The 25962-nt window shown below is 65.9% G+C and carries 21 protein-coding genes; 11 read left to right on the top strand and 10 right to left on the bottom strand.

Going from position 1 to position 25962, the window contains the following annotated elements:
- Positions 1-120: 120 nt before the first annotated feature.
- The 3 genes from DU475_RS08660 to DU475_RS08650 all read right to left on the bottom strand — a co-directional run bounded on the left by DU475_RS08660 (position 121) and on the right by DU475_RS08650 (position 4650).
- Positions 121-1974 carry an extracellular solute-binding protein gene (locus tag DU475_RS08660; RefSeq protein ID WP_013501425.1) on the bottom strand — a complete coding sequence of 618 codons (1854 nt, stop codon included), beginning with the start codon at positions 1972-1974 and terminating at the stop codon, positions 121-123.
- A 14-nt stretch (positions 1975-1988) separates the two neighbouring features.
- Entirely contained in the window at positions 1989-3884 is a 1896-nt protein-coding gene (locus tag DU475_RS08655; protein ID WP_164631736.1) for an extracellular solute-binding protein, read from the bottom strand.
- Between the two features lie 211 nt (positions 3885-4095).
- A complete protein-coding gene (locus DU475_RS08650) occupies positions 4096-4650 on the bottom strand; it encodes a c-type cytochrome (RefSeq protein WP_013501423.1) in 555 nt (184 codons plus the stop codon).
- A 227-nt stretch (positions 4651-4877) separates the two neighbouring features.
- On the opposite strand from DU475_RS08650, the gene DU475_RS08645 reads away from it, so the two are divergent.
- Positions 4878-5615, top strand: coding sequence for a 3-deoxy-manno-octulosonate cytidylyltransferase (locus DU475_RS08645; RefSeq protein WP_164631735.1), 738 nt, complete (start codon positions 4878-4880; stop codon positions 5613-5615).
- A 59-nt stretch (positions 5616-5674) separates the two neighbouring features.
- On the top strand, positions 5675-6526 hold the full coding sequence (locus DU475_RS08640) for a prephenate dehydratase (RefSeq protein WP_164631733.1): 852 nt from the start codon (positions 5675-5677) through the stop codon (positions 6524-6526).
- A gap of 113 nt (positions 6527-6639) precedes the next feature.
- Here the strand turns inward: DU475_RS08640 and DU475_RS08635 are convergent, their stop codons facing one another.
- On the bottom strand, positions 6640-7656 hold the full coding sequence (locus DU475_RS08635) for an LLM class flavin-dependent oxidoreductase (protein WP_164631731.1): 1017 nt from the start codon (positions 7654-7656) through the stop codon (positions 6640-6642).
- 409 nt (positions 7657-8065) lie between these two features.
- On the opposite strand from DU475_RS08635, the gene metF reads away from it, so the two are divergent.
- From metF to metH, 3 genes are all read left to right on the top strand, one after another.
- Entirely contained in the window at positions 8066-8953 is an 888-nt protein-coding gene (metF, locus tag DU475_RS08630; RefSeq protein ID WP_013501419.1) for a methylenetetrahydrofolate reductase [NAD(P)H], read from the top strand.
- 83 nt (positions 8954-9036) lie between these two features.
- The gene (locus tag DU475_RS08625) at positions 9037-9438 is read left to right on the top strand and encodes an endonuclease domain-containing protein (protein WP_164631729.1); all 402 of its coding nucleotides are present in this window, start codon (positions 9037-9039) and stop codon (positions 9436-9438) included.
- Between the two features lie 11 nt (positions 9439-9449).
- Positions 9450-13331, top strand: coding sequence for a methionine synthase (gene metH / locus DU475_RS08620; protein ID WP_164631727.1), 3882 nt, complete (start codon positions 9450-9452; stop codon positions 13329-13331).
- A gap of 865 nt (positions 13332-14196) precedes the next feature.
- Here metH and DU475_RS08615 read toward each other — a convergent pair.
- From DU475_RS08615 to glpK, 4 genes are all read right to left on the bottom strand, one after another.
- Positions 14197-14829 carry a glutathione S-transferase family protein gene (locus tag DU475_RS08615; protein ID WP_142883188.1) on the bottom strand — a complete coding sequence of 211 codons (633 nt, stop codon included), beginning with the start codon at positions 14827-14829 and terminating at the stop codon, positions 14197-14199.
- A 141-nt stretch (positions 14830-14970) separates the two neighbouring features.
- Complete coding sequence (locus DU475_RS08610) at positions 14971-15234, bottom strand: DUF2442 domain-containing protein (protein WP_047310091.1); 264 nt, start codon at positions 15232-15234, stop codon at positions 14971-14973.
- Positions 15215-15451, bottom strand: a complete 237-nt coding sequence (locus tag DU475_RS08605; RefSeq protein WP_047310092.1) for a DUF4160 domain-containing protein — start codon at positions 15449-15451, stop codon at positions 15215-15217. Before DU475_RS08605 ends, DU475_RS08610 begins: the two co-directional genes overlap by 20 nt.
- A gap of 17 nt (positions 15452-15468) precedes the next feature.
- Positions 15469-16971, bottom strand: coding sequence for a glycerol kinase GlpK (gene glpK / locus DU475_RS08600; RefSeq protein WP_164631726.1), 1503 nt, complete (start codon positions 16969-16971; stop codon positions 15469-15471).
- A gap of 200 nt (positions 16972-17171) precedes the next feature.
- Between glpK and DU475_RS08595 the strand changes: the two genes are divergently transcribed.
- From DU475_RS08595 to DU475_RS08570, 6 genes are all read left to right on the top strand, one after another.
- Positions 17172-17756 (top strand): ANTAR domain-containing response regulator, encoded by a 585-nt coding sequence (locus tag DU475_RS08595; RefSeq protein ID WP_114361050.1) that lies wholly within the window; start codon positions 17172-17174, stop codon positions 17754-17756.
- A gap of 145 nt (positions 17757-17901) precedes the next feature.
- A complete protein-coding gene (locus DU475_RS08590; RefSeq protein ID WP_164631725.1) occupies positions 17902-19062 on the top strand; it encodes a CmpA/NrtA family ABC transporter substrate-binding protein in 1161 nt (386 codons plus the stop codon).
- 20 nt (positions 19063-19082) lie between these two features.
- Complete coding sequence (locus DU475_RS08585) at positions 19083-19523, top strand: globin domain-containing protein (RefSeq protein ID WP_013501409.1); 441 nt, start codon at positions 19083-19085, stop codon at positions 19521-19523.
- Between the two features lie 356 nt (positions 19524-19879).
- Positions 19880-20302: a globin family protein gene (locus DU475_RS08580; protein ID WP_164631723.1), complete on the top strand. Its 423-nt coding sequence runs from the start codon at positions 19880-19882 to the stop codon at positions 20300-20302.
- A gap of 42 nt (positions 20303-20344) precedes the next feature.
- Positions 20345-22117 carry a NirA family protein gene (locus tag DU475_RS08575; RefSeq protein ID WP_164631721.1) on the top strand — a complete coding sequence of 591 codons (1773 nt, stop codon included), beginning with the start codon at positions 20345-20347 and terminating at the stop codon, positions 22115-22117.
- A complete protein-coding gene (locus tag DU475_RS08570) occupies positions 22114-23733 on the top strand; it encodes a sulfite reductase subunit alpha (RefSeq protein WP_164631720.1) in 1620 nt (539 codons plus the stop codon). Before DU475_RS08575 ends, DU475_RS08570 begins: the two co-directional genes overlap by 4 nt.
- Positions 23734-23862: 129 nt before the next feature.
- On the opposite strand, the gene DU475_RS08565 is transcribed toward DU475_RS08570, so the two are convergent.
- Complete coding sequence (locus DU475_RS08565) at positions 23863-24636, bottom strand: SDR family NAD(P)-dependent oxidoreductase (protein WP_013501405.1); 774 nt, start codon at positions 24634-24636, stop codon at positions 23863-23865.
- Between the two features lie 133 nt (positions 24637-24769).
- Complete coding sequence (gene pimD, locus DU475_RS08560) at positions 24770-25912, bottom strand: pimeloyl-CoA dehydrogenase small subunit (protein WP_164631718.1); 1143 nt, start codon at positions 25910-25912, stop codon at positions 24770-24772.
- Between the last annotated feature and the right edge of the window lie 50 nt (positions 25913-25962).

The raw sequence follows: 25962 nt of genomic DNA, 5'->3' as shown, positions 1-25962 counted from the left end.
TGAAGCGTAAGATGTGGATAAGAGCCAGGCGCGAACTGCACCACGACGAACGACACGAAGAGAATCCCGAGCAGCGTCGGAAACATCAGAAGGATGCGGCGGGTAATATAGGCGGCCATGCTATTTCCCTCGGCCAGCGGCCGCCGTATCGGTCGCCCACCACAATTCCGGCACGCCGACGCCGGCATATTTCGGCAGCTTGGACGGATGGCCGAACACATCCCAATACGCCAGCCGGTGCGAAGCAGAGTACCATTGCGGCACCCAATAGCGGCCGGCGCGGATCAACCGGTCGAGCGCCCGGGCGGCGACCACCAGCTTGGCACGGCTGTCGGCGGCGATCACAACGTCGATCATCGCGTCGATCGCCGGATCGGCGATGCCGGCGAGATTGTTGGAGCCCTTGGTCGCGGCTGCCTGCGACGAGAAGAAGTTGCGGAGGGCGTCGCCCGGCACGGTCGAAAAGCTGTAGCGCTCGATCGCCAGATCGAAATCGAAATCGTCACGTCTGGCTCGAAGCTGCACCGGATCGACCTGCCGCAAACTGGCATCGATCCCCAGCGTGCCGAGATTCTTGATGAACGGCATGTGGTGCGGCTGAAATGCCGGCTCGTCCAGGAGAAACTCGACACGGAACGGTTCGCCCGATGGTGTCAGCCGCTTGCCGCTCTTGATCTCGAATCCCGCCTCGTTGAGAAGCTGCGCCCCCCGGCGCAACAACGAACGGTCCTGACCGGAGCCGTCGGACGCCGGCGGCGAGAACGGGACAGCGAACACTTCGTCCGGCACCTTGCCGCGGAACGGTTCGAGCAGCGCCAGCTCCCCCTGCGAGGGTGGGCCCTCCGCCATCATGTCGGAGTTCTGGAACGGCGACACCGTGCGGGCATAGGCGCCGTACATGATCGTCTTGTTGGTCCACTCGAAATCGAACGCGCAGCCGAGCGCTTCGCGCACGCGTGGGTCCTTGAACTTGTCGCGGCGAGTGTTGATGAACCAACCCTGCGCGCCCGACGGGGTTTCGTCCGGCAGTATATCGCGCTTGACGCGGCCGTCACGGACCGCCGGGAAGTCGTAGCGGGTGTTCCAGATCCGCGAGGTGAACTCTTCGCGAAAGAGATAGCTCCGCCCGGTGAAGCCTTCGAAGGCGACGTCGCGATCGCGATAGAATTCGAACCGCACGGTGTCGAAATTGTAAGTCCCGATGTTGACCGGGAGCTTGGCGCCCCACCAATCAGGCACCCGATCGAATTCGATGTAACGGCCCGATTCCAGCCGGCCGACCTTGTAGGGCCCGCTGCCGAGCGGCACGTCCATGGTGGATTCATCGAACCGCTGCTTGGAATAGTAGGCTTCCGAGAACAACGGCAAGCCGGCGACGAACAGCGGCACGTCCCGTCCACGCTTCGGCTTGAAGGTCGCCACGAGCGTGGTGTCGTCCTCGGCCTTCGCTTCGATGAAGTCACGCAGTTGTTGCGTGATCACTGGATGGCCTTTGGCTTTGAGGATGTTGAGCGAGAACGCGGCATCGCGCGCGGTCAACCTACTGCCATCGTGAAACCGCGCTTCGGGTCGCATCGTGAAGCGATAGCTCAGACCGTCGGCGGAGATCGCCACCCTGGAGGCGGCGAGACCGTACATCGCGTCCGGCTCGTCACCGGCCCGCGCCATCAGGGTCGTGAAGGTCAGGCCCATGCCCTGGGCTCCGTCCCCCTTCAGGATATAGGCATTGAGCGAATTGAAGGTCAGAAACGACTGATTGAACGCGCGGACCGACGGGATGGTCGAGAACACACCGCCCTTCGGCGCATCGGGATTGACGTAGTCGAAATGGGGGAAATCCGCGGGGTACTTCAGATCCCCGAACGCCGACATGCCGTGAGCGAGAGTCTCGGCGGCGGCGGCGGCGCGAAACTGGGCCGCCGCAAGTGCGCCGACGCCAAGAGCGAGCACGTTGCGGCGATTGAGCGGCGCCATACCCGGAGCGATCCTCAAGAGCGCTTGCCAAGCTTGGCGGCCCTGTCGGCGTCGTACCACCACAGCGACGGCAATCCCGAGCGCGCATATTTAGGCAGCGGCGCGTGGCCGAAGCGGTCCCACCGCGCGTAGCGCATGAATCCGTAGGTGAATTGCGGCACGACGTAGAAGTTCCACAGCAGGACGCGGTCGAGCGCCCGCGTCGCCGCGACCAGCGAGGGACGATCCTTGGCGAAGATAACCTTGTCGATCAGCGCATCCACCGCCGGGTTCTTGATACCGATCGTGTTCTGCGAGCCCTGCTGATCCGCCGACTGCGATCCCCAATAGTCGCGCTGCTCGTTGCCGGGAGACAGCGACTGGCCCCACAGGTCGGTGATGATGTCGAAATCGAACGCACGAGTCCGGTTCTGATACTGCGCATCATCGACCACCCGGATCGAGACGGTGACGCCGAGCCGCTCCAGCGAAGGCCGGTAGAACAGCGCGATGCGCTCGGAGGACGGATCCCGTACCAGCATCTCGACCACGACCGGCTTGCCGGACGGATCGACCAGCTTGCGATTCTGGATGTCGAAGCCGGCCTCTTTCACCAGCCTGATGGCTTCGCGCAAATTGGCGCGAACCGCCTCCGGACTGCCGCCGACCGGGTTGGTGTAGGGTTGCGTGAACAGCTCGGCCGGCACCTTGTCGCGCACGGTTTCCAGCAGCGCCAGCTCCTGCCCCTCCGGCAGGCCGCTGGAGGCGAGCTCGGTGCCCTCGAAGAAGCTCGCGATCCGCGTATACTGGCCGTAGAAGAGCTGCTTGTTCATCTCCTCGAAATCGAACGCATAATTGAAGGCTCGCCGCACCCGGGCGTCCTTGAACATATCGCGGCGGGTGTTGAGCACGAAGGCCTGCATCCGCCCCGAATCGTTGATCGGAAACTCCTCCTTGACGACGCGCTTGTCGGTGATCGCCGGAAAATCGTAGGCAGTGGCCCACTGCTTGGCGGAGTTCTCCATGATCCAGTCGGCCTGGTCGGCCTTGAAGGCTTCGAGCGCCACGGTGTTGTCGCGGAAATACTCGAAGCGCAGTTCGTCGAAATTGTACTGGCCGATCCGCGCCGGCAGCTTCTCGCCCCAGTAGTCCTTGACTCGCTCCAGCGCGATCGAGCGGCCGGCGACGAAGTCCTTGATCCTGTAAGGCGCCGAGCCGAGCGGCGGCTCCAGCATGGTCGCCGAGACGTCGCGCTTGCGCCCCTGGGCGTCGGTGCCTTCCCACCAATGCTTCGGCAGGATCATCAATTCGCCGACGATGGTCGGCAGTTCGCGATTGCCCGGAGCATCGAATGTGAATCGGATGTCCCGCTCCCCGATCTTCTCCGCCTTGACGACGTGACGGTAGTACGAGGCGTAGCGCGGGCTGTATTTCTTCAGCGTCTCGAACGAAAATACCACGTCGTCGGCCGTCACCGGCTTGCCGTCGTGCCAGCGAGGCTCGGTGCGCAATCGGTAGACGACCCACGAAAAATCGTCGGGATGCGCGGCGGACTCGGCGAGCAGACCATAGACGGTGCCGACCTCGTCCAGCGACGAGGTCATCAGCGTCTCGTAGAGATACCCGACCGGGGCGGCGATGTTACCCTTCACGCCCGCGACCGCCAGATTGAAATTGTCGAAGGTGCCGAGCGCGATCTGCCGCGCCGCGCCTCCCTTGGGCGCGTTCGGATCGACATAGTCGAACCGGGCGAACCCAGCCGGATATTTCAGGTCGCCGAACAGCGACAGGCCGTGCCGCCACTTCGCCCCCTCCAGCGCAGCCTCGGCATGCGCCGCGCCGACCGCGAACAGGCCGGGGCTGAGGTTGAGAGCCGGGGTCGCAGCGACCAGCAGGCCGCCCTGGAGAAGATGTCGTCGGGTCAACGTCACGATACGGAAATCCCTGTTCGCTGCGGTGATCGGCCAGACCGGACCTGCCTGAGGATTCGTCCGATTATGGCGATTTTGGCGGAGGATAACACCCCGCACACGGCCGACTTGCGGCGAAAGGTCCCGGTTACCGATGTTTAATCCGCACCGGCGCGCAAACAAAACGGCCGGGCAGAACCCGGCCGCTCAAACGCCAACGTTGGGAAAATCGTTACTTCTCTGCCGTCGCCGGCAGCGGCTCGGGCTTGTCGGAATTCTTGTTGAGATAGGCGATCAGGTCCGCCCGCTCCTTGTCGTTCGGGATGCCGGCGAAGCTCATCGCGGTCCCGGGGATGTACCCCTTCGGGTTCGCGAGGAACTTGTTCAGTTCGTCGAACGTCCAGGCGCCGCCCTTGGCCTTCATGGCCGCCGAGAAATTGAAGCCGCCGCGACCTTCGCCGCGGTGGTCGCCGACGATCCCGTAAAGATTGGGGCCGACGCGGTTCGGACCGTCCTTCTCGAAGGTGTGGCAGGCCGCACACTTCCTCGCAGCTTTGGAGCCCTGGTCGACCGATGCGGTTTGCAGCAGCTTCTCGATCGGCTCGTCGGCCTTCGGTGCGGCATCCTTGCTGGGAGCAGGCTCCGCCTCCTTCACCGCGATTGCATAGCCCTGCTTCTCGGGTTTGGTCGGGGAAAAGATCGCCTGGGCGGCGAAGTTCGACAACAACAGGATCAGGCAGGTGCCGAAGATCGCCCCGACGATTTTGTTGAGTTCGAAAGTATCCATTTTCGCTCGCGTTTCAGAACCGGCCCGTGAGCGGGCATTGTTCATCGGAGGCATTCTCAACGCTACTTTAGTCGAGATGAGATATCGGTTTGCCCCCGCGCTGGCAACCCGTATAAACGCCTCATGCGCGCCGCATCGGGCAGCCTGATACCAGTTCCGGGCTGTCGTTGCGTTGCACCATTCGCGACATGCGATCCTCGCTTTCGCGGCAATGCGATTCCCCGACGATGACAGCTCCCGAGACCTTGGTCCTGATTCCTGCCCGGATGGCCGCGACGCGCCTGCCCGGCAAACCGCTGCTCGACATCGCCGGTTTGCCGATGGTGGTGCAGGTGCTGCGCCGTGCTCAGACGGCGGAAATCGGTCGGGTGGCGGTGGCCACCGACACCCCGGAGATCGCCGCTGCCGTGACCGCCCATGGTGGCGAGGTGGTGATGACCCGCGCAGATCATCCTTCCGGATCGGACCGCATCTTCGAGGCGCTGCAGACGCTGGATCCGGAGGGCCGGATCCAGACCGTGATCAACCTGCAGGGCGATTTCCCGACCATCCGGCCCGAGCAGATCGGGGCCGTGCTGTCGCCGCTCGCCGATCCCGCCGTCGACATCGCCACGCTGGCGGCCGAGATCCATACCGACGAAGAGGCCACCAATCCCAACGTGGTCAAGGTGGTCGGCTCGCCGCTGGCTGCGGACCGGTTGCGGGCGCTGTACTTTACCCGCGCCACCGCTCCCTGGGGCGACGGGCCGCGCTACCACCACATCGGCCTGTACGGCTACCGCCGCGCCGCCCTGGAGCGCTTCGTGGCGCTGCCCCCTTCTCCGCTGGAACGTCGCGAAAAGCTCGAACAGCTCCGTGCGCTGGAGGCCGGCATGCGGATCGACGTCGGCATCGTCGACAGCGTGCCGCGCGGGGTCGATACGCCGGCCGATCTCGAGACCGCGCGGCGCGTGCTGGTCGGCTGAGCCGCCCCTCTGGCGAAAACCGCTGCGGCTGCTAGAACGCTCGCCAGACACAGGACGCTATGACCCAGACCATGAAAATCGCATTCCAGGGCGAACCCGGCGCCAATTCTCACATCGCGATCAGCGACGCCTACCCGGCCGAGGCGATGCCTTGCGCCACTTTCGAGGACGCGCTGAGCGCGATCGCCTCGGGCGAAGCCGATCTCGGCATGATCCCGATCGAGAACTCGGTCGCCGGCCGCGTCGCCGACATCCATCACCTGCTGCCGACCTCGAAACTGTTCATCGTCGGCGAATGGTTTCTGCCGATCCGGCATCAGCTCGTGGCGGTGCGCGGCGCCAAGCTCGAAGACATCAAGACGGTCGAAAGCCACGTCCACGCGCTCGGCCAGTGCCGGCGGATCATCCGCAAATTCGGCCTGAAGCCGATCGTCGCCGGCGACACCGCGGGCTCGGCCCGCGTCGTCGCCCAGCGCGGCGACAAGAGCTGCGCGGCGATCGCCTCGCGGCTGGCGGCGCAGATCTACGGCCTCGACATCCTCGCCGAGGACATCGAAGACGAGACTCACAACACCACCCGCTTCGTGGTCCTGGCCCGCGAGCCGCGCTGGGCGCAGCAGGGCTCTGGCCAGCTCGTCACCACTTTCGTCTTCCGTGTCCGCAACCTGCCGGCAGCGCTGTACAAGGCGCTCGGCGGCTTCGCCACCAACGGCGTCAACATGACCAAGCTGGAAAGCTACATGGTCGACGGCAATTTCTTCGCCACGCAGTTCTACGCCGACGTCGAAGGCCACCCTGAGGATCGCAACCTCGCTTTCGCGCTCGACGAACTGAAGTTCTTCTCCCGCGAATTCCGCATCGTCGGCGTCTATCCAGGACACCCGTTCCGAGCGACGTTCAGCGAGCGCTGACTTAGGGTAGCGCCATTGCGAGAAGCGTAGCGACGAAGCAATCCAGCTCCGTGCACGGAGCCTCTGGATTACGTCGCTGCGCTCGCAATGACGAACTTTGCGACAGCACCGAACTATGCCGCCACGCGCGGCAGCTGGAAGGCGTCGGCCAGCAAGCTATAGCTCCGCTTGCGCGCTTCGTGGTCGTAGGTCGCGGTGATCACCATCAGCTCGTCGGCGCGGCTGGCGGTGATCAGCGGCTGCAACGCCTGCCGCACCGTCGCCGGACTGCCGACGAACAGACGCGAGCGATTGCGCGTGATCGAGGCACGGTCGGCTTCGGTGTACGAATAGGACAGCGCTTCCTCGACGCTCGGCAGCGGCACGTAGCGGCCGCGGTCGCGCAGCAGGCGGCTGAGATCCATCGAGCTCGCCAGCCGCTCCGCCTCTTCGTCGGTGTCGGCCACCACGGCGGCAACGGCGAGAATGCCGTGCGGCGTCGAGCGCCAGCGGGTCGGACGGAAGTTGCTGCGGTAGTGCGTCAGCGCCTCGACCGCGTCGTGCGAGGCGAAGTGATGCGCGAACGCGAAGCCCATGCCGACCTGGGCGGCGAGTTCGGAGCTGTAGTCGCTGGAACCCAGCAGCCAGATCGGCGGCAACGGTGTGTCGTCGGGCATCGCCACGACGCTGTTGTAGGGATGACGCGGCGGAAAGCCGCGCGTTTCCCACAGGGTCAGCTCCTGCAGCCGCTCCAGAAAATCGTCGCCCTCGCGGCCGTCGAGTCGGCGGCGGAGCGCGTGCATCGTTGCCTGATCGGTGCCCGGCGCGCGGCCGATGCCGAGATCGATCCGGCCGGGGAACAGCGCTTCCAGCATCTTGAATCGCTCGGCCACCATCAACGGTGCATGGTTGGGAAGCATCACGCCGCCGGAACCGACGCGGATGCGTTCGGTCACCGCCGCGATCTGTCCGATCATGATCTCGGGCGCCGGACTGGCGACCGATGGCAGATTGTGATGCTCGGCCAGCCAGTAACGCACATAGCCCAGCGAATCCGCGTGGCGCGCCAAGTCGATCGAGTTGCGTAGGGCGACCGCCGGTGGTGTGCCGGTGGTGACGACAGACAGGTCGAGGATCGAGAGCGGCAACATGTCCATAACCTAGTGCTCAACCGAGGCCTGCGCAAAGGTAATGGGCTAGGCAATTCGGTGATGCCTTGCCTCCTATTCTCGGAGTGGGCAGAACGACCGCAAGCTTGGAGGAGTCTGATGGACCCCGCTCTGCGCGGATCGCTGCACTGCACATAAACATCTGTCGTATCGCAGATTTTTAAGGCATGCGCGCCGCATATCCTGCCCACTATCACACAGCTCACGCCCCCATAGAGCGGACTAAATTGACTATTTTGGGCAACTTCCCAAGCCACCACCTCCCAAAGTGGGCTGGCCGCCGAAAGCAGTTCGGCCTAATTTAACGCGGTTCGTGGAGGTTCCTGATCGTTGAGCAGCCGCACGTGCCTGTGGACACCCGAACCGCCCTTTCAAACTGGATGACCATCAGATGAGCGACCTGCCGCAACAGCTTCCGGCAATTTCTTTCGAGTTCTTCCCGCCGAAGACCGAAGAGATGGAACGCAATTTGTGGCAGGCGATCAGCCGGCTGGCGCCGCTGCATCCGAGCTTCGTCTCGGTCACCTATGGGGCAGGCGGCTCCACCCGGGAGCGTACCCACGCCACCATCGCGCGCATTCTGAAAGAAACCGATCTGACCCCGGCGGCGCATCTAACCTGCGTCGACGCTCCGTGTGGCGATGTCGACGAGGTGGTGACGCGGTATCACGACATCGGCGTCCGACATATCGTGGCGCTGCGCGGCGATCCGACCACCGGCCTCGGCGGCACCTACACGCCGCATCCGCAGGGCTATCGCAGCTCGGCCGACCTCGTCGCCTCGATCAAGCGCCGCTATCCGGACATCGACGTCACGGTGTCGGCCTATCCGGAGAAGCATCCGGAGAGCACCGGCTTCGATGCCGACCTCGATATCCTGAAAGCCAAGGTCGATGCCGGCGCGACGCGCGCCATCACTCAGTTCTTCTTCGATAACGACCTGTACTTCCGCTACCTCGACCGCGTCCGCGCCCGCGGCATCGATATCCCGATCGTGCCGGGCATCCTGCCGGTGCAGAACTTCAAGCAGGCCGCCGGCTTTGCGGCCCGCGCGGGCGCCAGCGTACCGGACTGGCTGGCCAAGCAATTCGAAGGGCTCGACGACGATCCCGACACCCGCAAGCTGGTGGCTGCCACCGTCGCGGCCGGCCAGGTGCACAAGCTCGCCAAGCACGGCGTCAACAACTTCCACTTCTACACCATGAACCGCGCGGACCTGGTGTTCGCCATCAGCCATCTGCTGGGCTTCCGGCCGCAGGCGGCAAGGCAAGCCGCGTGAGTTTGCAACTGAACTCTCCAAGCGCACCGCCCGCCCCCTCTCCCCTTTGGGGAGAGGGTTGGGGTGAGGGGGCACAGGCGCCAATGATCGTCCGCACCACGCGTACACCGATCGCCAGACGCCTGCGGGCTCAGCCGACGCAGGCTGAAACGTTGCTGTGGCGGCGTCTGCGCAATCGCCAGCTCGATGGCTGGAAATTCAAACGCCAATTCCCGATCGACCGATTTGTCGTCGACTTCTGCTGCACCGAAGCGCGGCTCGTCGTCGAACTCGACGGCGGACAACATGGACAACAGACCGAGCAAGATGCGGCGCGGACGGAAGTACTCTCCGCGATGGGCTATCTGGTCATTCGGTTCTGGAACAACGACGTGCTGTCGAACATCGACGGCGTACTCGAAACGAATGCTCGAACGATCAGACCGCATGCGTTCGATCCCCCTCACCCCAGCCCTCTCCCCGACGGGGAGAGGGAGCCGCGCTGAGTAATTTGCAAATGTCGATTTCCAAAAGCCCGATCGCCGATCGTCTTCGTGCCCTCGCCGCGCAGCGCATCCTTGTGCTCGACGGCGCGATGGGGACGATGATTCAGCAGTTGCAGCTCGACGAAGCTGCGTTCCGAGGCGAGCGGTTCAAGGATTTCCACCGCGACCTGCGCGGCAACAACGACCTCTTGATCCTGACCCAGCCGCAGGCGATCGAGGACATCCATGCGCAGTATTTGCGCGCCGGTGCCGACATCGTCGCGACCAACACCTTCTCCTCGACCTCGATCGCCCAGGCCGACTACGACATGTCGGACCTTGCCTACGAGATGAGCCGCGACGGCGCCCGCCTCGCCCGCAATGCCGCCGTCAAGGTCGAAGCCGAGGATGGCAAGCCGCGCTTCGTCGCCGGCGCGATCGGCCCGACCAACCGCACCGCCTCGATCTCGCCGGACGTCGCCAATCCCGGCTATCGCGCGGTAACGTTCGATGATCTGCGCATCGCCTATGCCGAGCAGATCAACGGCCTGCTCGACGGCGGCGCCGATATCCTGCTGCTCGAGACCATCTTCGACACGCTCAACGCCAAGGCGGCGTTGTACGCCATCGCCGAGATCACCGAAGCCCGCGGCATCGACGTGCCGGTGATGATCTCCGGCACCATCACCGACAAATCCGGCCGCCTGCTGTCGGGCCAGATGCCCGAGGCGTTCTGGAATTCGGTGCGGCACGCGGCGCCGCTGACCATCGGCTTCAACTGCGCGCTCGGCGCCAAGGATCTGCGCGCCCACATCGCCGACATCGGCCGCGTCGCCGATACGCTGGTGTGCGCCTATCCCAATGCCGGCCTACCCAACGAATTCGGCCAATACGACGAGAGCCCGGAATACATGGCCTCGCTGGTCGGCGAGTTCGCCGAAGCCGGCCTCGTCAACATCGTCGGCGGCTGCTGCGGCACCACGCCGGCCCACATCAAGGCGATTGCGGACGCCGTCGCGCCGCACAAGCCGCGCGTGATCCCGACGATCGAACCGCGGCTGCGGCTGAGCGGGCTCGAGCCGTTCGACCTCACCAAGGATATCCCGTTCGTCAATGTCGGCGAGCGCACCAACGTCACCGGCTCGGCGAAATTCCGCAAACTGATCACCGCCGGCGACTACGCCGCCGCGCTGCAGGTGGCGCGCGATCAGGTCGAGAACGGCGCCCAGATCATCGACGTCAACATGGACGAAGGGCTTCTCGATTCTGAAGCCGCGATGGTCACCTTCCTCAACCTCGTCGCCGCCGAGCCGGACATCGCCAAGGTGCCGGTGATGGTGGACTCCTCGAAGTTCAACGTGATCGAGGCCGGGCTGAAGTGCCTGCAGGGCAAGCCGGTGGTGAACTCGATCTCGCTCAAAGAGGGCGAGGACAAGTTCATCCACGAGGCGGGCATCGCCAAGCGTCACGGCGCCGCCGTGGTGGTGATGGCGTTCGACGAGACCGGCCAGGCCGACACCTACGCGCGCAAGACCGAGATCTGCGCCCGTGCTTACGACATTCTCGTCAACCGCATCGGCTTCCCGCCGGAAGACATCATCTTCGATCCCAACATCTTCGCGATCGCCACCGGCCTGGAAGAGCATAACAACTACGGCGTCGATTTCATCGAGGCGACGCGCTGGATCCGTTCGAACCTGCCGCACGCGCACATCTCCGGCGGCGTGTCCAATCTCTCCTTCTCGTTCCGCGGCAACGAGCCGGTGCGCGAGGCGATGCACTCGGTGTTCCTGTATCACGCCATCAAGGCCGGCATGGACATGGGCATCGTCAATGCCGGGCAGATGATCGTCTACGACGACATCGACCCCGAGCTACGCCAGGTGTGCGAGGACGTCATCCTCAACCGCGATCCCGGCGCCTCCGAGCGGCTGCTGGCGCTCGCCGAGAAATATCGCGGCCAGGGCAAGCAGGTGAAGGAGCAGGACCTCGCCTGGCGGAGCTGGCCGGTCGAGCAGCGGCTCAGCCACGCGCTGGTGCACGGCATCACCGAATATATCGAGCTGGATACCGAGGAAGCGCGCGCGAAAGCGGAACGTCCTCTGCACGTGATCGAAGGCCCGCTGATGGCCGGCATGAACGTGGTCGGCGACCTGTTCGGCGACGGCAAGATGTTCCTGCCGCAAGTGGTGAAATCCGCCCGCGTGATGAAGCAGGCGGTCGCCTATCTGATGCCGTTCATGGAAGAGGAGAAGGCGCGCAATCTCGCCGCCGGCACCGATACCGGCGAACGTGCCACCGCCGGCAAGATCGTGCTCGCCACCGTCAAGGGCGACGTCCACGACATCGGCAAGAACATCGTCGGCATCGTGCTCCAGTGCAACAATTTCGAGGTGATAGACCTCGGCGTGATGGTGCCGGCCACCAAGATCATCGAGACCGCGAAGTCCGAGAACGCCGATATCATCGGCCTGTCCGGGCTGATCACGCCGTCGCTCGATGAGATGAGCTTCCTCGCCGGCGAGCTGCAGCGCAACGGCTTTGACGTTCCGCTGCTGATCGGCGGCGCGACGACGAGCCGCGTCCACACCGCGGTGAAGATCGACCCGGCCTATCCCGCCGGCAGCGTGGTGCACGTCAACGACGCTAGCCGTGCGGTCGGCGTCGCTTCTTCGCTGCTGTCGAAGGACAAGGGCGCCGCCTATGCGGCGGAGGTGCGTGCCGACTACGCCAAGATCTCGGCCGCGCATCACCGCGCCCAGGCCGACAAGAAGCGGCTGACGCTGGCCTCAGCCCGCGCCAACGCCACCAAGATCGACTGGGCCGCGACCAAGCCGGTGAAGCCGTCCTTCATCGGCACCCGGAGCTTCAGCAGCTATTCGCTGGCCGAGCTCGCCGACTACATCGACTGGACGCCATTCTTCCAGGCCTGGGAGCTCGCCGGACGCTTCCCCGCGATCCTCGAGGACAGCGTGGTCGGCGAAGCGGCGCGGTCGCTGTATGCCGATGCCCGCAAGATGCTGGACCGCATTGTCACCGAGAACTGGTTCACCGCCAAGGCGACGATCGGCTTCTGGCCGGCGAACGCGCAAGGCGACGACATCCTGGTCTATGCGAACGAGGCCCGCACCTCGCCGATCGCCACGCTGCACACGCTGCGCCAGCAGCTCGACAAGCGCGAAGGCCGCGCCAACGCCGCGCTCAGCGACTTCATCGCGCCGGTTGCGAGCGGCGTCGCCGACTATATCGGCGGCTTCGTCGTCACCGCCGGCATCGGCGAGGACGTGATCGCCGACAAGTTCAAGGCCGAGCGCGACGACTACTCGTCGATCATGGTCAAGGCGCTGGCCGATCGCCTCGCCGAAGCCTTCGCCGAGCGGATGCACGCCCGCGTCCGCCGCGAGTTCTGGGGCTATGCGCCGGACGAGACGCTGTCGGCCGACGATCTGATCCTGGAGAAGTATCAGGGCATCCGCCCCGCGCCCGGCTATCCGGCGCAGCCCGACCACACCGAGAAGGCGACGCTGTTCGAGCTGCTCGACGCCGAAGCCTCCGCCGGCGTGACGCTGACCGAGAGCTTTGCGATGTGGCCGGGCTCGTCGGTGTCGGGACTGTATTTCAGCCATCCGCAGAGCGCCTATTTCGGCGTCGGCAAGATCGAACGCGACCAGGTCGAAGACTACGCCGCCCGCAAGGGCTGGGACGTCGCCACCGCCGAACGCTGGCTGGCTCCGGTGCTGAACTACATTCCGGCGCGCAGCACGGTTGCCACCGACGAAACCGGCATGCCGCCACTGGCGCCGCAAGCCGATGCTGCGTTGTCGGCCGACGACGCCGCTCTGGCCTCGCATCCGCAGGGTTGCACCTGCGCGCTGCACCTCGCCTGGCGCAAGCAGAAAGTCGCGGCGAAATAACAGCGGGGCGGCCTTCTTGCAGGCGTGATCGCCTGCGCAAGCCGCCGTCACCGCATCAGCCGCCTCCGCCGTCGTCCCCCGCGCAGGCGGGGGACCCAGTATGGCAGAGAGCGCGTAGTGAGCCTCGAGCGATGCAGCGGGCGCTCTGGGATACTGGGTCGCCCGGCTCGTTGTATGGCCCGGGCGATGACGGTGGAAAGTCGGGCGAGCGCGTGCGTGATCGCGAGGCTTGTCGCGAGCTTCGGCTCGAACTGCGTTGTTCCGATTCAGCCTGTCAAACAGCCACGGCGTCGCGATCTCGCGGCTCGAACGAGCCCGAGCTATGCGCCCGTCGTCATCACGACGAGGGGCGGGGGCGCGCCGCGCGGCGCAAAGTTGGTGGTTGGTCGCGATGGCTTGCGAACCATCGCGCGACGCCGTCACGGCGCGCCCACCAGCGGCGATCTTTTGGCGTCGGGACCGTTCTTCCGGGCGCGGGGAGCACGGGGATTTCTCCCGCCTCGTTCCGTCCCGTCCAGCCTCGCGATGGGCAGCCGCTCATAGTAGCGGCGGACGGCGACCTTCTGCCTCCCGGACGATCGGCTTGCGAGGCCGCTCGCGCAGGACGCCGCGTCAGGCTCGGCGCCGCTGCACCATGCAGCTTCGCCAAACCCTCACCGGCCGGTCTCCCGGCCGACGATCTGTCCCGCTTCCAAGCGCCCTCGAGAAGCGCCCCTCACGGACAGGACGACACGGACTATAGTCCTTGTAGGAATATTGTCAATATGCGGCGCAACTTCGCATGGCCGAGGCTGATCCGACGATCAGCCTCATGGACCCCGCGCGCGATCAGGCAACCGGACGTGCTGTCGCCCTCCTCCCCCGCCTATGCCGGCGTCGGCGGGATCAGCGGCTGTACGATCTCGCGAAACGCCGGCAGGGCTTCGCAGCGCGCCGCATGGGCCGCGAGCGCGGGATGGCGCGCGGCATCGAACAGATGCGGATGCGCCTCGCCGGTGAAGCGCAGCACGCAGGCGACCGCGATATCGGCGTGGCCGATGGTGTCGCCGAACCAGAACGGCGTCGCGATCGCGGCGCGTTGCGCCTCCAGCACGTCGAGCACACTGCCGATCTGCGCCTCGCAGCGCGCGACCCAGACGTCGGATTGCTGCTGGCGCAGCACCCGCTCGTAGACCAGGCTGACCGCCTTGTCGCCAAGCCCGGTCGCCAGCGCGCAGACTTTCAGCACCTGCCGCCGCGCCGATCCGCTCTCCGCGATCATGGCCATGGCAGGCCCGACCAGTTCGTCGAGATAATCCAGGATCGCGGTGCTCTCGATCAGCGCCTCGCCATCGTCCAGCACCAGCGTCGGCACCCGGCGCAGCGGATTGTATGGCGCAATCTTGTCGGCATCGCCGAAGGTCGACCACGGCCGGTGCTCGAACGGCAACTCATACAGCCGCAGCGCGAGCGCGACGCGGCGCACGAAGGGGGAGTCGTATTGGCCGATCAGGATCATCGCGGGCACCGTGGGGTTAATACAGCATAATCGTCGTCCGGCTGCCGGTGCGGCTCAAGCGCGAAATAGCCGACGGTGCTCGGCGAGGACGTCATGACGTGGCGTGCTTGGGCAATGACGCGCCAGTCGTCCGCCCCTGCGCTAAGCTTGTGAAGCGCGTGTCGCAGATCGACCGCGTAGCATACCTGCAATGCCGAGGTCTTCGTCGAGCTCCGGCCAGTGAATGCCCATCGGCATCAACTCGAAATTGGTGCGCGCCGTCGCAGACGCGTGTAGCAGGCTGGGGTACCAATCGAGCGGCGTTGCGATCCGCCGGCCATCGGCGAGCGTCACGACGAGTTCGTCCGCGGTGAACTCCACCGCAACCGGTCTGATGTCACCGACATCAATTTCCAAAGTGCTCATGCCACTTGCCTTCCAGCAACTCACGATGCGCGCGGAGGTGACGAAGAATAGCGCCGATCTCGTGAGCGGGAAATCCCGCATTCACCGCAATCGAGAGATCGTGCAACCAGAACTTGGCTTCGCTGTTGCCGGCGCGGACATGCACGTGAGCAGGTTCCCCGGATTCATTCGAGTAGAAGAACGCCCGGTAGGGTCCCCAGCGCAACACGGTCGGCATCGCGACGAAGCTCCCACTTACTCCCCCTCGTCCGTCGCCAGCAGTCCCTTCACCGCCCTCGCCCAGCCCGCCAATTTGCGCTCGCGCGTCGCTGCGCTCATGGCGGGGCGGAAGCGGTGGTCGAGGCGCCAGTTGTCGGCGAATTTTTGTGGCTCGGGGAAGACGCCTGCACTGAGGCCGGCGAGGTAGGCGGCGCCGAGCGCGGTGGTTTCCTGGATCACCGGGCGGTCGACCGGGGCGTCGAGCAGATCGGCGAGGCGCTGCATGGTCCAGTCGGAGGCGGTCATGCCGCCATCGACGCGCAGCACGGTGGTGGCCGCGTCGGCGTCCGGCCAATCGGCGCGCATCGCCGCCCACAGGTCGAAGGTCTGGTAGCACACGCTCTCCAGCGCGGCGTGGGCGAGCTCGGCCGGGCCGGTGTTGCGCGTCAGGCCGAACAGCGCGCCGCGGACGCGCGGATTCCAATACGGCGCGCCCATGCCGACGAACGCCGGGACCAGATACACGCTCTGCGCTGAATCCGATTTGTCGGCGAGAGGCCCGGTCTCGGAGGCATGCTTGATCACGCCGAGGCCGTCGCGCAGCCACTGCACCGCGCTGCCGGCGACGAAGATCGAGCCTTCCAGCGCGTAGGTGCGCTTGCCGTCGAGCTGATAGGCGACGGTGGTGAGCAGCTTGTTGTTCGACTTCACCGGTGTCGCACCGGTGTTGAGCAGCGCGAAGCAGCCGGTGCCGTAGGTCGACTTGATCATGCCCGGGGTAAAGCAAGCCTGGCCGATGGTCGCCGCCTGCTGGTCGCCGGCGATGCCGCGGATGGTGATCGAGCCGCCGAACAGTTCCGGCACGCTGTCGCCGAAATGCGCCGAGGAATCCTTGACCTCCGGCAGCATCGAGCGCGGCACGCCGAGCAGCTTGAGCAGCTCGTCGTCCCAGGCGCCGTCGTGGATGTTGAACAGCAGCGTGCGCGAGGCGTTGGTGGCGTCGGTGGCGTGCACCTTGCCGCCGGTCAGCCGCCACAGCAGATAGCAATCGACGGTGCCGAATTTCAGCTCGCCGCGCTCGGCGCGGGCCCGCGCGCCGGGCACGTTGTCGAGCAGCCAAGCGACCTTGGTGCCGGAGAAATACGGATCGATGATCAGCCCGGTCTTGGCGGTGATCATCGGCTCCAGCCCTTCGGCCTTCAGCCGGGTGCAGAACTCCGCGGTGCGGCGGTCCTGCCAGACGATGGCGCGGTGGATCGCCTGGCCGGAGACGGCATCCCACACCACCACGGTCTCGCGCTGGTTGGTGATGCCGATCGCGGCGATATCGGCGGCGGCGGCGCCGGCCTTGTCCATTGCGGCGCGGCAGGTGGCGATGGTCGTCGCCCAGATGTCCTCGGGCTCGTGCTCGACCCAGCCGGAGGCCGGGAAGTGCTGCGGGAATTCCTGCTGCGCGGAAGCCGCGATCGAGATGTCGGCGCGAAACAGAATCGCCCGCGACGAGGTGGTGCCCTGATCGATGGCCATGACGAAAGGCATCAGCGTTCTTCCCCGGAAGATGGATGACGACAGCGGTTTTGCCCCACCCCACCCGATCGCGGTTTCGCCGTCAATATCGCCGGGGTCCGGCGTCCGGTTTGAACCTCGGGCGGCCCGCGCCGCACAATCAATCTGCTTCAATTGCCGACCGGGATATGGTTTGTGCTGCTATCCACCTTCCGCAGGTACCGCCGCCCGTGATGGACCACTCGCTCAGCATCGTCATCGTCGATGAGAACCCGGTTCGCGCCGCGATTCTCACCGAGGGCCTGCGCGAGGCCGGAATGACAGACATCACCCATCTCGAAGGCACCACCAACCTGTTGGCCAGGATCTACCAGATCGATCCGGACGTGATCCTGATCGACCTCGAGAACCCCAGCCGCGACATGCTGGAGCAGATGTTCCAGGTCAGCCGGATCGTGAAGCGGCCGATCGCGATGTTCGTCGACCAGAGCGACACCGCCTCGATCCAGGCCTCGGTCGATGCCGGCGTCTCCGCCTACATCGTCGACGGGCTGAAGAAGGAGCGGATGAAGCACATCCTCGATCTGTGCATCTCGCGCTTCAACGCCTTCGCCAAGCTGGAAACCGAGCTGAGCAACGCCCGCTCGGCGCTGGAGGACCGCAAGGTGATCGACCGCGCCAAGGGCATCCTGATGAAGGCCAAGGGCCTGACCGAGGAGCAGGCCTATGTGCTGCTGCGCTCCACCGCGATGAACGAGAAGAAGAAGATCGCCGAGATCGCCCAGTCGGTGATCACGGCTTCGGAGATGCTGAAATGATGCGTCGCGCCATCAACACCATCCTCTCCGCGCGTCATGGCCGGGCTCGTCCCGGCCATCCACGCCTTTCTCGCGTTGCCGTCAGCAAGGCGTGGATGCCCGGCACAAGGCCGGGCATGACGAGTGGAAAGCTGGAGCGCCTGAAATGAGCGAGCGGCTGCGCATCGGATTCATCCCGCTGGTCGACGCTGCTGCGCTGATCATCGCCGCCGACAAAGGCTTCTGCGCCGCCGAAGGGCTCGACGTCGAGCTGGTCCGCGAAATCTCCTGGGCCAACGTTCGCGACAAGTTCAATATCGGGATGTTCGACGCCGCGCATCTGCTCGCCCCGTTGGCGGTCGCCTCCAGCCTCGGCATCGGCCACGTCAAGGTGCCGGTGATTTCCGGCTTCGGCCTCGGCGTCAACGGCAACGCCATCACGGTGTCGCCGGACCTGCACGCCGCAATCGTCGCGATGGCCGACGGCGACGTTGCCGATCCGGTGGTGTCGGCGAAGGCTCTGGCGCGGGTCGTCGCCGAGCGCCGCGCCAAGGGCCAGGAGCCGCTGACCTTCGGCATGACCTTCCCGTTCTCCAGCCACAACTACGATCTGCGGTTCTGGATGGGCACCGGCGGCGTCGATCCGGACGAGGATGTGCGGCTGGTGGTGCTGCCGCCGCCGTTCATGGTCGAGAGTCTGGCCAGCAAGCATCTCGACGGCTTCTGCGTCGGCGCGCCATGGAATTCGGTGGCGATCGATCTCGGCATCGGCACCATCCTGCATTTCACCAGCGAGCTGTTCCAGCGCGCCGCCGAGAAGATGCTGACGGTGCGGGCGAACTGGGCCGCGCAACACCCCGAGGTGCTGCAAGCCTTGATCCGCGCCCATGCCCGCGCCGCCGACTACATCGAGGACGTCGCCAACCGCGACGAGGTCTGCGGCCTGCTCACCGCGCCGGGCCGGATCGAGGTGACGCCGGAGCTGATCCGCCGCACGCTGGACGGGCGACTCAAGGTCGCGGCGGACGGCACGATCTGCGCGACCGACCGCTATCTGCTGGTCGGGCGCGAGGCCGCGGCGCGGCCCGATCCGGTGCAGGGTGCCTGGAACTACGCCCAGATGGTGCGCTGGGGACAGGCGCCGCTGTCGGCCGATCTGCTCGCCGCCGCCAAGGCGGTGTTCCGGCCGGACCTGTATGACGCAGCGGTCGGCACGGCTCCTGCATCGCCGAAGGCGCCCGCCGACGGCATCGGCGAGTGCACCGGCGCGCCGTTCGATCCGGACGACATCGCCGGCTATTTGGCGCGGATGACGATCCGGCGCTAAGTCCCGCACGAGACCAAGTCATGAGCCCGCTCGCGACCTTCAGTCCTGCCGACATCCACCGGGTGCGGACCTCGTTCGATCTGATGTGGCCGCGCTCGACCGAGATGGCCGATCAGTTCTACGCCCGGCTGTTCGAGATCGCGCCGGACAGCCGGACGCTGTTCCGTAGCGACATGACCCGGATGAAGGACAAGTTCATCCAGACACTGGCGGTGCTGGTCGGCAGCCTCGACAATCTCACCGGGCTGTACGCGGTCGCCGGCAAACTCGCGGTCGATCACGTCCGCTATGGCGTCCGCCCCGATCACTACGCGCCGGTCGGCGAAGCACTGTTGTGGAGTCTCGGCCGACAGCTCGCCGGGTTCTGGGACGACGACGTCGAGCAATCGTGGCGCAAGGTCTATGCGGTGATCTCGGCGCGGATGATCGGCGCCGCTTATCCGAACCACCGCCCTGCCTGAGAGCTGCTGCGCTGCACATTTCATCGCCACGCTGCTCAGCCGGGCAGCGCAGGACGGCGGCTTCGAGCAGACTCCCGCATCCCCACGCGAGCCGCTAAGCACCTGACAACCCGGCCAAATCCCTCTCCTGCCAGCAATTGGCACGAAATTCGCTGAGCTATCGTTGCGGGATGCCGGTGGGGCGTCCTGGCGTCATCGAAACTCCGACAGCAACGCCGCTGTCCTGGCCTCGCTCCGCGAGCAACCAGGCAGCGGCTTTTTTTCGTCGGTTCGAGGCGCCCCGTGCAAAGGGGATTGGTCGATGCAGCGCTTCGTGTACGGATGTCGGCGAAACCACATCGCAAGCAAGGATCGTGATGACGCCGCAAGCGATCGCATTGGTGCAACAGAGCTTCGCGCGGCTGACGCCGATCTCGGACGAGACCGCGACGCTGTTCTACGAGCGGCTGTTCGCGACCGCGCCGGAGCTGCGGGCGCTGTTTCACGGCGACATGCGCCGGCAGGGCAAGAAGCTGATGAGCACGCTGAACGTGGTGGTGACCGGCCTGACCGCCCTCGACACCATCCTGCCGGCCACGGGGCGGCTGGCACGGCTGCACGTCGCCTACGGCGTCAGCGCTGCGCACTACACGCCGTTCGGCGCAGCACTGCTGTGGACGCTGGAGCGCGAGCTCGGCGCCGACTGGACGCCGGAGCTGGCGGCTGCCTGGCGCGACGCCTATGCGATGCTGTCCGAGACCATGCTGGCGGCAGCTTACGGCGACACCACGCCGAGCTGATCCGCGCCCTGCCCCTCCCCGTGCGGACCGCGTGAGGCGGCGATGGGCAGCGAATTCTCGATCGATCAGAAGCGCTATCTCGAAGGCTTCGCCACCGGTGTCACCGCAGCGCGCGCCGCGCGCGGCAGCCTGCCGGCCGGCGGAGCCGCACCGCCGAGCGGCCCGGACGCGATTCACCTCCAGGCGCAAGACCGTGTCACCGCGTCGGGCAAGAAGCTCAACGATCCGGAGAAGTGGAAGCGCGAGCAGCACCCATTCGATGCCTACGCCCGGCTGAGGCAGCAGGCGAAGGACAACGCCGCGCCGAAGCCGGCGGACAATTTCCGCTGGCGCTACTACGGGCTGTTTTACGTCGCACCGGCGCAGACCTCCTATATGTGCCGCCTGCGTATTCCCAATGGCATCCTGACATCGTGGCAGATGGCCGGGCTTGCCGATCTGGCCGACACGCTCGCGGGCGGCTACGCGCATGTCACGACGCGCGCCAATTTGCAGATGCGCGAGATCGCGCCGAAGAATGCCGTAAAGCTGCTGCAGGGCATCGAAAGCCTCGGGCTGTGGGCGCGCGGCTCCGGTGCCGACAACATCCGCAACGTCACCGGCTCGGCGACCGCCGGCATCGATCCGCAAGAACTGATCGATACGCGGCCCTACGCCCGCGACTGGCACTTCCACATTCTCAACGAACGCGCGCTGTTCGGGCTGCCGCGCAAGTTCAACGTCGCGTTCGACGGCGGCGGACTGATCCCGACGCTGGAGGACACCAACGACATCGCATTCCAGGCGGTGCAGATCGCGGACGGTCACGGCGTCGCGCCCGGCGTGTGGTTTCGCCTCGCGCTCGGCGGCATCACCGGCCACAAGGACTTCGCCCGCGACACCGGCGTCATCGTCGCGCCGGACGAGGCGACCGAGGTCGCGGATGCGATTGTGCGGGTGTTCATCGAGCACGGCGACCGCACCGACCGCAACAAGGCGCGGCTGAAATACGTGCTCGATGCGTTCGGCTTCGACAAGTACTTGGAGCTGGTCGAGGAGACACTCGGCCGCACGCTGATCCGCGTGCCGGCCGAAGCTGCGGCACCGCGCCCGGCGCAGGATCGCGCGGCGCATCTCGGCGTGCATCCGCAACAGCAGAAAGGGCTGAACTGGATCGGCGTCCGGCTCGCGACCGGCCATCTCACCTCGGCACAGATGCGCGGGCTCGCCGAGGTCGCGCGCAATTTTGGCGACGGCGATCTGCGGCTGACAGTGTGGCAGAACCTGTTGATCTCCGGCGTAGCGGATGCACGCGTGGCGGACGCCACCGCGGCGATCGAGGCGCTGGGCCTCGCGATCAGCGCCTCGCCGCTCCGCGCCGGCCTCGTCGCCTGCACCGGCGCCAGCGGCTGCCGCTTCGCGGCCGCGCATACCAAGGAAACCGCGGAAGCAATCGCGCAGCATTGCGAGCCGCGCGTCGCGCTCGACACCCCGATCAACATTCACCTCACCGGCTGTCATAACTCCTGCGCGCAGCATTTCATCAGCGATATCGGCCTGATCGGCGCCAAGGTGCCGATCTCCGATGACGAGAGCGTCGAAGGCTTTCATATCCATGTCGGCGGCGGCTTTGGCCCAGACGCGGCGATCGGCACCGAGGTGCTGCGCGACGTCAAGCAGGACGATGCACCACGCGTGATCGAGCGGATGCTGCAGACGTACCTCGCGCAGCGCACCTCGCCATCCGAAACCTTCCTCGCCTTCGCCCGCCGCCACGATGCGGCGGCGCTACAGCAACTGTTCGCAGCCGAACCATCACCGGAGACCGTGGCATGAGCCAGAACCTGCCGCCGCCGATCCCGCTCCTGGTGCCGGAGACCGCGCCGTTCTCCGAGGAGCAACGCGCCTGGCTCAACGGCTTCTTCGCCGGCCTGGTGTCGCTCGATGGGCAAGGCGTCACCGCGCTGTCGCCCGATCAGGCCGCAGCATTGCTCGCCGGCGGCCCGGCGCCAGCGGCCGAAGACGACGACGGCGGCGCGCCGTGGCACGATCAGAGCCTGCCGATTGGCGAACGGATGCAGCTTGCGGAGGACAAGCCGCTACGCTGGAAGCTGATGGCCGCAATGGCGCAGCAGGATTGCGGCCAATGCGGCTACGACTGCCGCAACTACTCGGGCGCGATCTTCGACGGCAAGGAGACGCGGCTGAACCTGTGCGCCCCCGGCGGCAAGGACACCGCGCGGATGGTGAAGGCGCTGGCCGAACAGATCGGCGCGGCGCCGACGCTGGACAACGCCCCGTCCCTCGCCGCCGATGCCGCCCCAGTTGCGGCGCTGCCGCCGCGCGGCACCTCGCGAGACAATCCGGCAACTGCGACAGTGCTGTCACGGCGCCGGCTCAACGAGCCGGGCTCGGAGAAGGAAACCTGGCACGTCGAGTTCGAACTGGAGGATTGCCTGAGCTACGAGGCCGGTGATTCTGTCGGGCTGTTTCCGACCAACGATCCGGCGCTGGTCGACGCCGTGCTGCACGCGCTCGGTGCGCCGGCGGAGTTTCCGATTGCGCAATCGACGCTGCGGCAGACGCTGCTCGACAGCGTGTCGCTGTCGCCCGCGCCCGACACGCTGTTTCAGTTGATCAGCTACATCACCGGCGGCGACAAGCGGAAGAAGGCGCGCGCGCTCGCCAGCGGCGAAGATCCCGACGGCGACGCCGCAACGCTCGACGTGCTCGCCGCGCTGGAGAAATTCCCCGGCCTCCGCCCCGATCCCGAAGCCTTCATCGAAGCGCTCGATCCGCTGCAGCCGCGGTTGTACTCGATTTCGTCGTCGCCGAAGACCACGCCCGGCCGGCTGTCGCTGACGGTCGATTGCGTGCGCTACAAAATCGGCAAGCGGCAGCGGCTCGGCGTCTGCTCCACCGGCCTTGCCGAACGGGTGCTGCCGGGCGACACGCTCCGTGCCTACATACAGAAAGCGCATAATTTCGCGCTGCCGCCCGATTCCAGCCGGCCGATCATCATGATCGGCCCCGGCACCGGCGTCGCGCCGTTCCGTGCATTCCTGCACGAGCGCCAGGCGATCGAGGCGCCGGGCAAGAACTGGCTGTTCTTCGGCCATCAGCGCTCCGCGTCGGACTTCTTCTACGAGGACGAACTGAAGGCGATGAAGAATGCCGGCCTGCTGACGCGGCTGACGCTGGCTTGGTCGCGCGACAGCGGCGAGAAGATCTACGTCCAGGACCGGATGCGCGAAGTCGGCCGCGACCTGTGGAACTGGCTCACCGAAGGCGCCAGCCTCTACGTCTGCGGCGACGCCAAGCGCATGGCCAAGGACGTCGAACGCGCACTGGTCGACATCGTCGCCCAGCACGGCGCCCGTTCAGCGGCGGAGGCGACGGCGTTCGTGTCCGAACTCAAGAAGCAGGGACGCTATCAGCAGGATGTGTACTAAGTACCCTGCCCCTCACCGGTCATTCCGGGGCGCGGGCAGCGCGAACCCGGAATCCCGAGGTTGTTTCCAACGAAGAGAGATTCCGGGTTCGCTCACTTCGTGAGCGCCCCGGAATGACGATGGAACGGCCTACACCGACGCGGTCGTGACCCCGCCGTCGATCACGATGGTCTGGCCGGTCATGAAGGTCGAAGCGTCCGAGCCCAGATAGGCGACGGCTCCGGCGATTTCGTGCGGTTCGCCGATCCGGCGCAGCGGGGTGCCGGCGGTGCGGCGCTTCAGATTGGCCTCGTCCTCCCACAGCGCACGGGCGAAGTCGGTCTTGACCAGGCCCGGCGCGATCGCGTTGACGCGGACGCCCTTCGGACCCCATTCGCCGGCGAGGCTGCGGCACAGCGCGAAATCGGCCGCCTTGGAGATGCCGTAGGCGCCGATCACCGTGGAGCCGCGCAGGCCGCCGATCGACGAGATGATCACCACCGAGCCGTTGCCGCGCTCGGCCATCTGCGGAATCGCGCGGGCGCACAGCCAGATATTGCTCTTGACGTTCGACGCCATGATCTTGTCGAACGCCTCGTCGGCGATATCGAGCAGCGGGCCGTAATACGGGTTCACCGCGGCGTTGCAGACCAGGATGTCGACCTTGCCGTATTTGGCGGTCGCGCCGTCGATCAGCCCGTCGACTTCCGCTTTCCGCGAGATGTTGCAGGCGATGACGTGCGCGTCGCCGCCGTCCTTGCGGATGCCCTCGGCGACCTCTTCACATGCATCGGCCTTGCGGCTGGATACGACCACCTTGGCGCCGAGCTTGGCGAGCAGCTCCGCAGACGCCCGCCCGATGCCGCGCGACGATCCGGTGATGACGGCGACCTTGCCGGACAGATCGAACGGATTGACGGTCATGGCGAGGCTCCCTGAGTATTTTGTTGTCGTCATTCCGGGGCGCGAGCGGAAGCTCGCGAACCCGGAATGACGGAGGTGAGAGATTCCGGGTTCGCTCACTGTCGTGAGCGTCCCGGAATGACTTGTGCAGAGATCAGATCAGCCCACCACCCGCGCTGACGCGGGCGAGGTTGTAATCGGTATCGCCGAAGGTCTGCTCGATCATGGTCAGCCGCTTGAAGTAGTGGCCGATCTTGGCTTCCATGGTCATGCCGATGCCGCCATGGAGCTGGATCGACTGCTGGCCGACGAACTTGCCGGACTTGCCGATCTGAACCTTCGCGGCCGCGATCGCGCCGGCGCGTTCCTTGGCGTCCTCGAACTCGGCCGCCATGGTGGCGAACATCGCCATCGAGCGGGCCTGCTCGGTGGCAACGAACATGTCGGCAGCGCGATGCTGCAGCACCTGGAAGCTGCCGATCGGCACGCCGAACTGTTTGCGGGTCTTGATGTACTCGACCGTGGTGGTGAGCGATTCATCCATCAGGCCGACCGCTTCGGCGCACAGCGCAGTGCGGGCGTCGTCGACCACCGCCTCGACCAGCTCCAGCGCGTTCTCCGGATCGCCGATCGCCGCATCGGCGCCGACCTGGACGCCGGTAAAGGTGATGTCGGCGGCGTGAAGCCCGTCCTGGGTCGGATAACCCTTGCGGGTGATGCCCTTGGCGTCGGCCGGCACCAGGAACACGCCGACGCCGGCGCGGTCACGCTGGCCGCCCTTGGTGCGGGCGGTGACGATCAGCGTGTCGGCGGCTTCGCCGTTCAGCACCACGAACTTTTCGCCATCGATCACCCAGCCGTCGCCATTCTTCTTGGCGGTGGTGGAGACGTCGCCGAGATCCCAGCGCGAGTTCTTTTCGAGTTGGGCGAACGCGAAGGTCTTGCTGCCGTCGATGATGCCGGGCAGATGCGCCGCCTTCTGCGCGGCCGAGCCGGCACGACGCAGGAAGCCGCCGCCGATCACCACGGTCGGCAGATAGGGTTCGAGCACCAGCGCGTGGCCGAGCGCTTCCATGACGATCATGGTCTCGACCGCGCCGGCGCCGAAGCCGCCATCTTCTTCCGAGAACGGCAGGCCGAGTAGGCCCTGCTCGGCGAACTTGCCCCACACCGCGCGGCTCCAGCCGCCGGTCTCCTTGGCGTACTTCTTGCGGCTGTCGAAATCGTAAGAGCCCTTCAGCAGTCCTTCGACGCTTTCCTTGAGGAGGCGCTGCTCCTCCGACAAATCAAAATCCATCGTGATGCTTCCTTAAGAAATCCGGTTGCCTCGCTCCCTCTCCCCGCTTG

The sequence above is a fragment of the Rhodopseudomonas sp. WA056 genome (genome assembly GCF_010906995.1).
GTDB classification, from domain to species: Bacteria; Pseudomonadota; Alphaproteobacteria; order Rhizobiales; family Xanthobacteraceae; genus Rhodopseudomonas; species Rhodopseudomonas palustris_G.
Note: the sequence above shows the minus strand (reverse complement) of the source record. Positions and strands in the feature narration are given on the sequence as shown.

Coding starts and splice junctions, on each gene's coding strand:
- DU475_RS08660 (WP_013501425.1), bottom strand. CDS start 1,974: ATGGCGCCGCTCAATCGCCGCAACGTGCTCGCTCTTGGCGTCGGCGCA.
- DU475_RS08650 (WP_013501423.1), bottom strand. CDS start 4,650: ATGGATACTTTCGAACTCAACAAAATCGTCGGGGCGATCTTCGGCACC.
- DU475_RS08645 (WP_164631735.1), top strand. CDS start 4,878: ATGACAGCTCCCGAGACCTTGGTCCTGATTCCTGCCCGGATGGCCGCG.
- DU475_RS08640 (WP_164631733.1), top strand. CDS start 5,675: ATGACCCAGACCATGAAAATCGCATTCCAGGGCGAACCCGGCGCCAAT.
- DU475_RS08635 (WP_164631731.1), bottom strand. CDS start 7,656: ATGTTGCCGCTCTCGATCCTCGACCTGTCTGTCGTCACCACCGGCACA.
- metF (WP_013501419.1), top strand. CDS start 8,066: ATGAGCGACCTGCCGCAACAGCTTCCGGCAATTTCTTTCGAGTTCTTC.
- DU475_RS08625 (WP_164631729.1), top strand. CDS start 9,037: ATGATCGTCCGCACCACGCGTACACCGATCGCCAGACGCCTGCGGGCT.
- metH (WP_164631727.1), top strand. CDS start 9,450: ATGTCGATTTCCAAAAGCCCGATCGCCGATCGTCTTCGTGCCCTCGCC.
- DU475_RS08615 (WP_142883188.1), bottom strand. CDS start 14,829: ATGATCCTGATCGGCCAATACGACTCCCCCTTCGTGCGCCGCGTCGCG.
- DU475_RS08610 (WP_047310091.1), bottom strand. CDS start 15,234: ATGAGCACTTTGGAAATTGATGTCGGTGACATCAGACCGGTTGCGGTG.
- DU475_RS08605 (WP_047310092.1), bottom strand. CDS start 15,451: ATGCCGACCGTGTTGCGCTGGGGACCCTACCGGGCGTTCTTCTACTCG.
- glpK (WP_164631726.1), bottom strand. CDS start 16,971: ATGCCTTTCGTCATGGCCATCGATCAGGGCACCACCTCGTCGCGGGCG.
- DU475_RS08595 (WP_114361050.1), top strand. CDS start 17,172: ATGGACCACTCGCTCAGCATCGTCATCGTCGATGAGAACCCGGTTCGC.
- DU475_RS08590 (WP_164631725.1), top strand. CDS start 17,902: ATGAGCGAGCGGCTGCGCATCGGATTCATCCCGCTGGTCGACGCTGCT.
- DU475_RS08585 (WP_013501409.1), top strand. CDS start 19,083: ATGAGCCCGCTCGCGACCTTCAGTCCTGCCGACATCCACCGGGTGCGG.
- DU475_RS08580 (WP_164631723.1), top strand. CDS start 19,880: ATGACGCCGCAAGCGATCGCATTGGTGCAACAGAGCTTCGCGCGGCTG.
- DU475_RS08575 (WP_164631721.1), top strand. CDS start 20,345: ATGGGCAGCGAATTCTCGATCGATCAGAAGCGCTATCTCGAAGGCTTC.
- DU475_RS08570 (WP_164631720.1), top strand. CDS start 22,114: ATGAGCCAGAACCTGCCGCCGCCGATCCCGCTCCTGGTGCCGGAGACC.
- DU475_RS08565 (WP_013501405.1), bottom strand. CDS start 24,636: ATGACCGTCAATCCGTTCGATCTGTCCGGCAAGGTCGCCGTCATCACC.
- pimD (WP_164631718.1), bottom strand. CDS start 25,912: ATGGATTTTGATTTGTCGGAGGAGCAGCGCCTCCTCAAGGAAAGCGTC.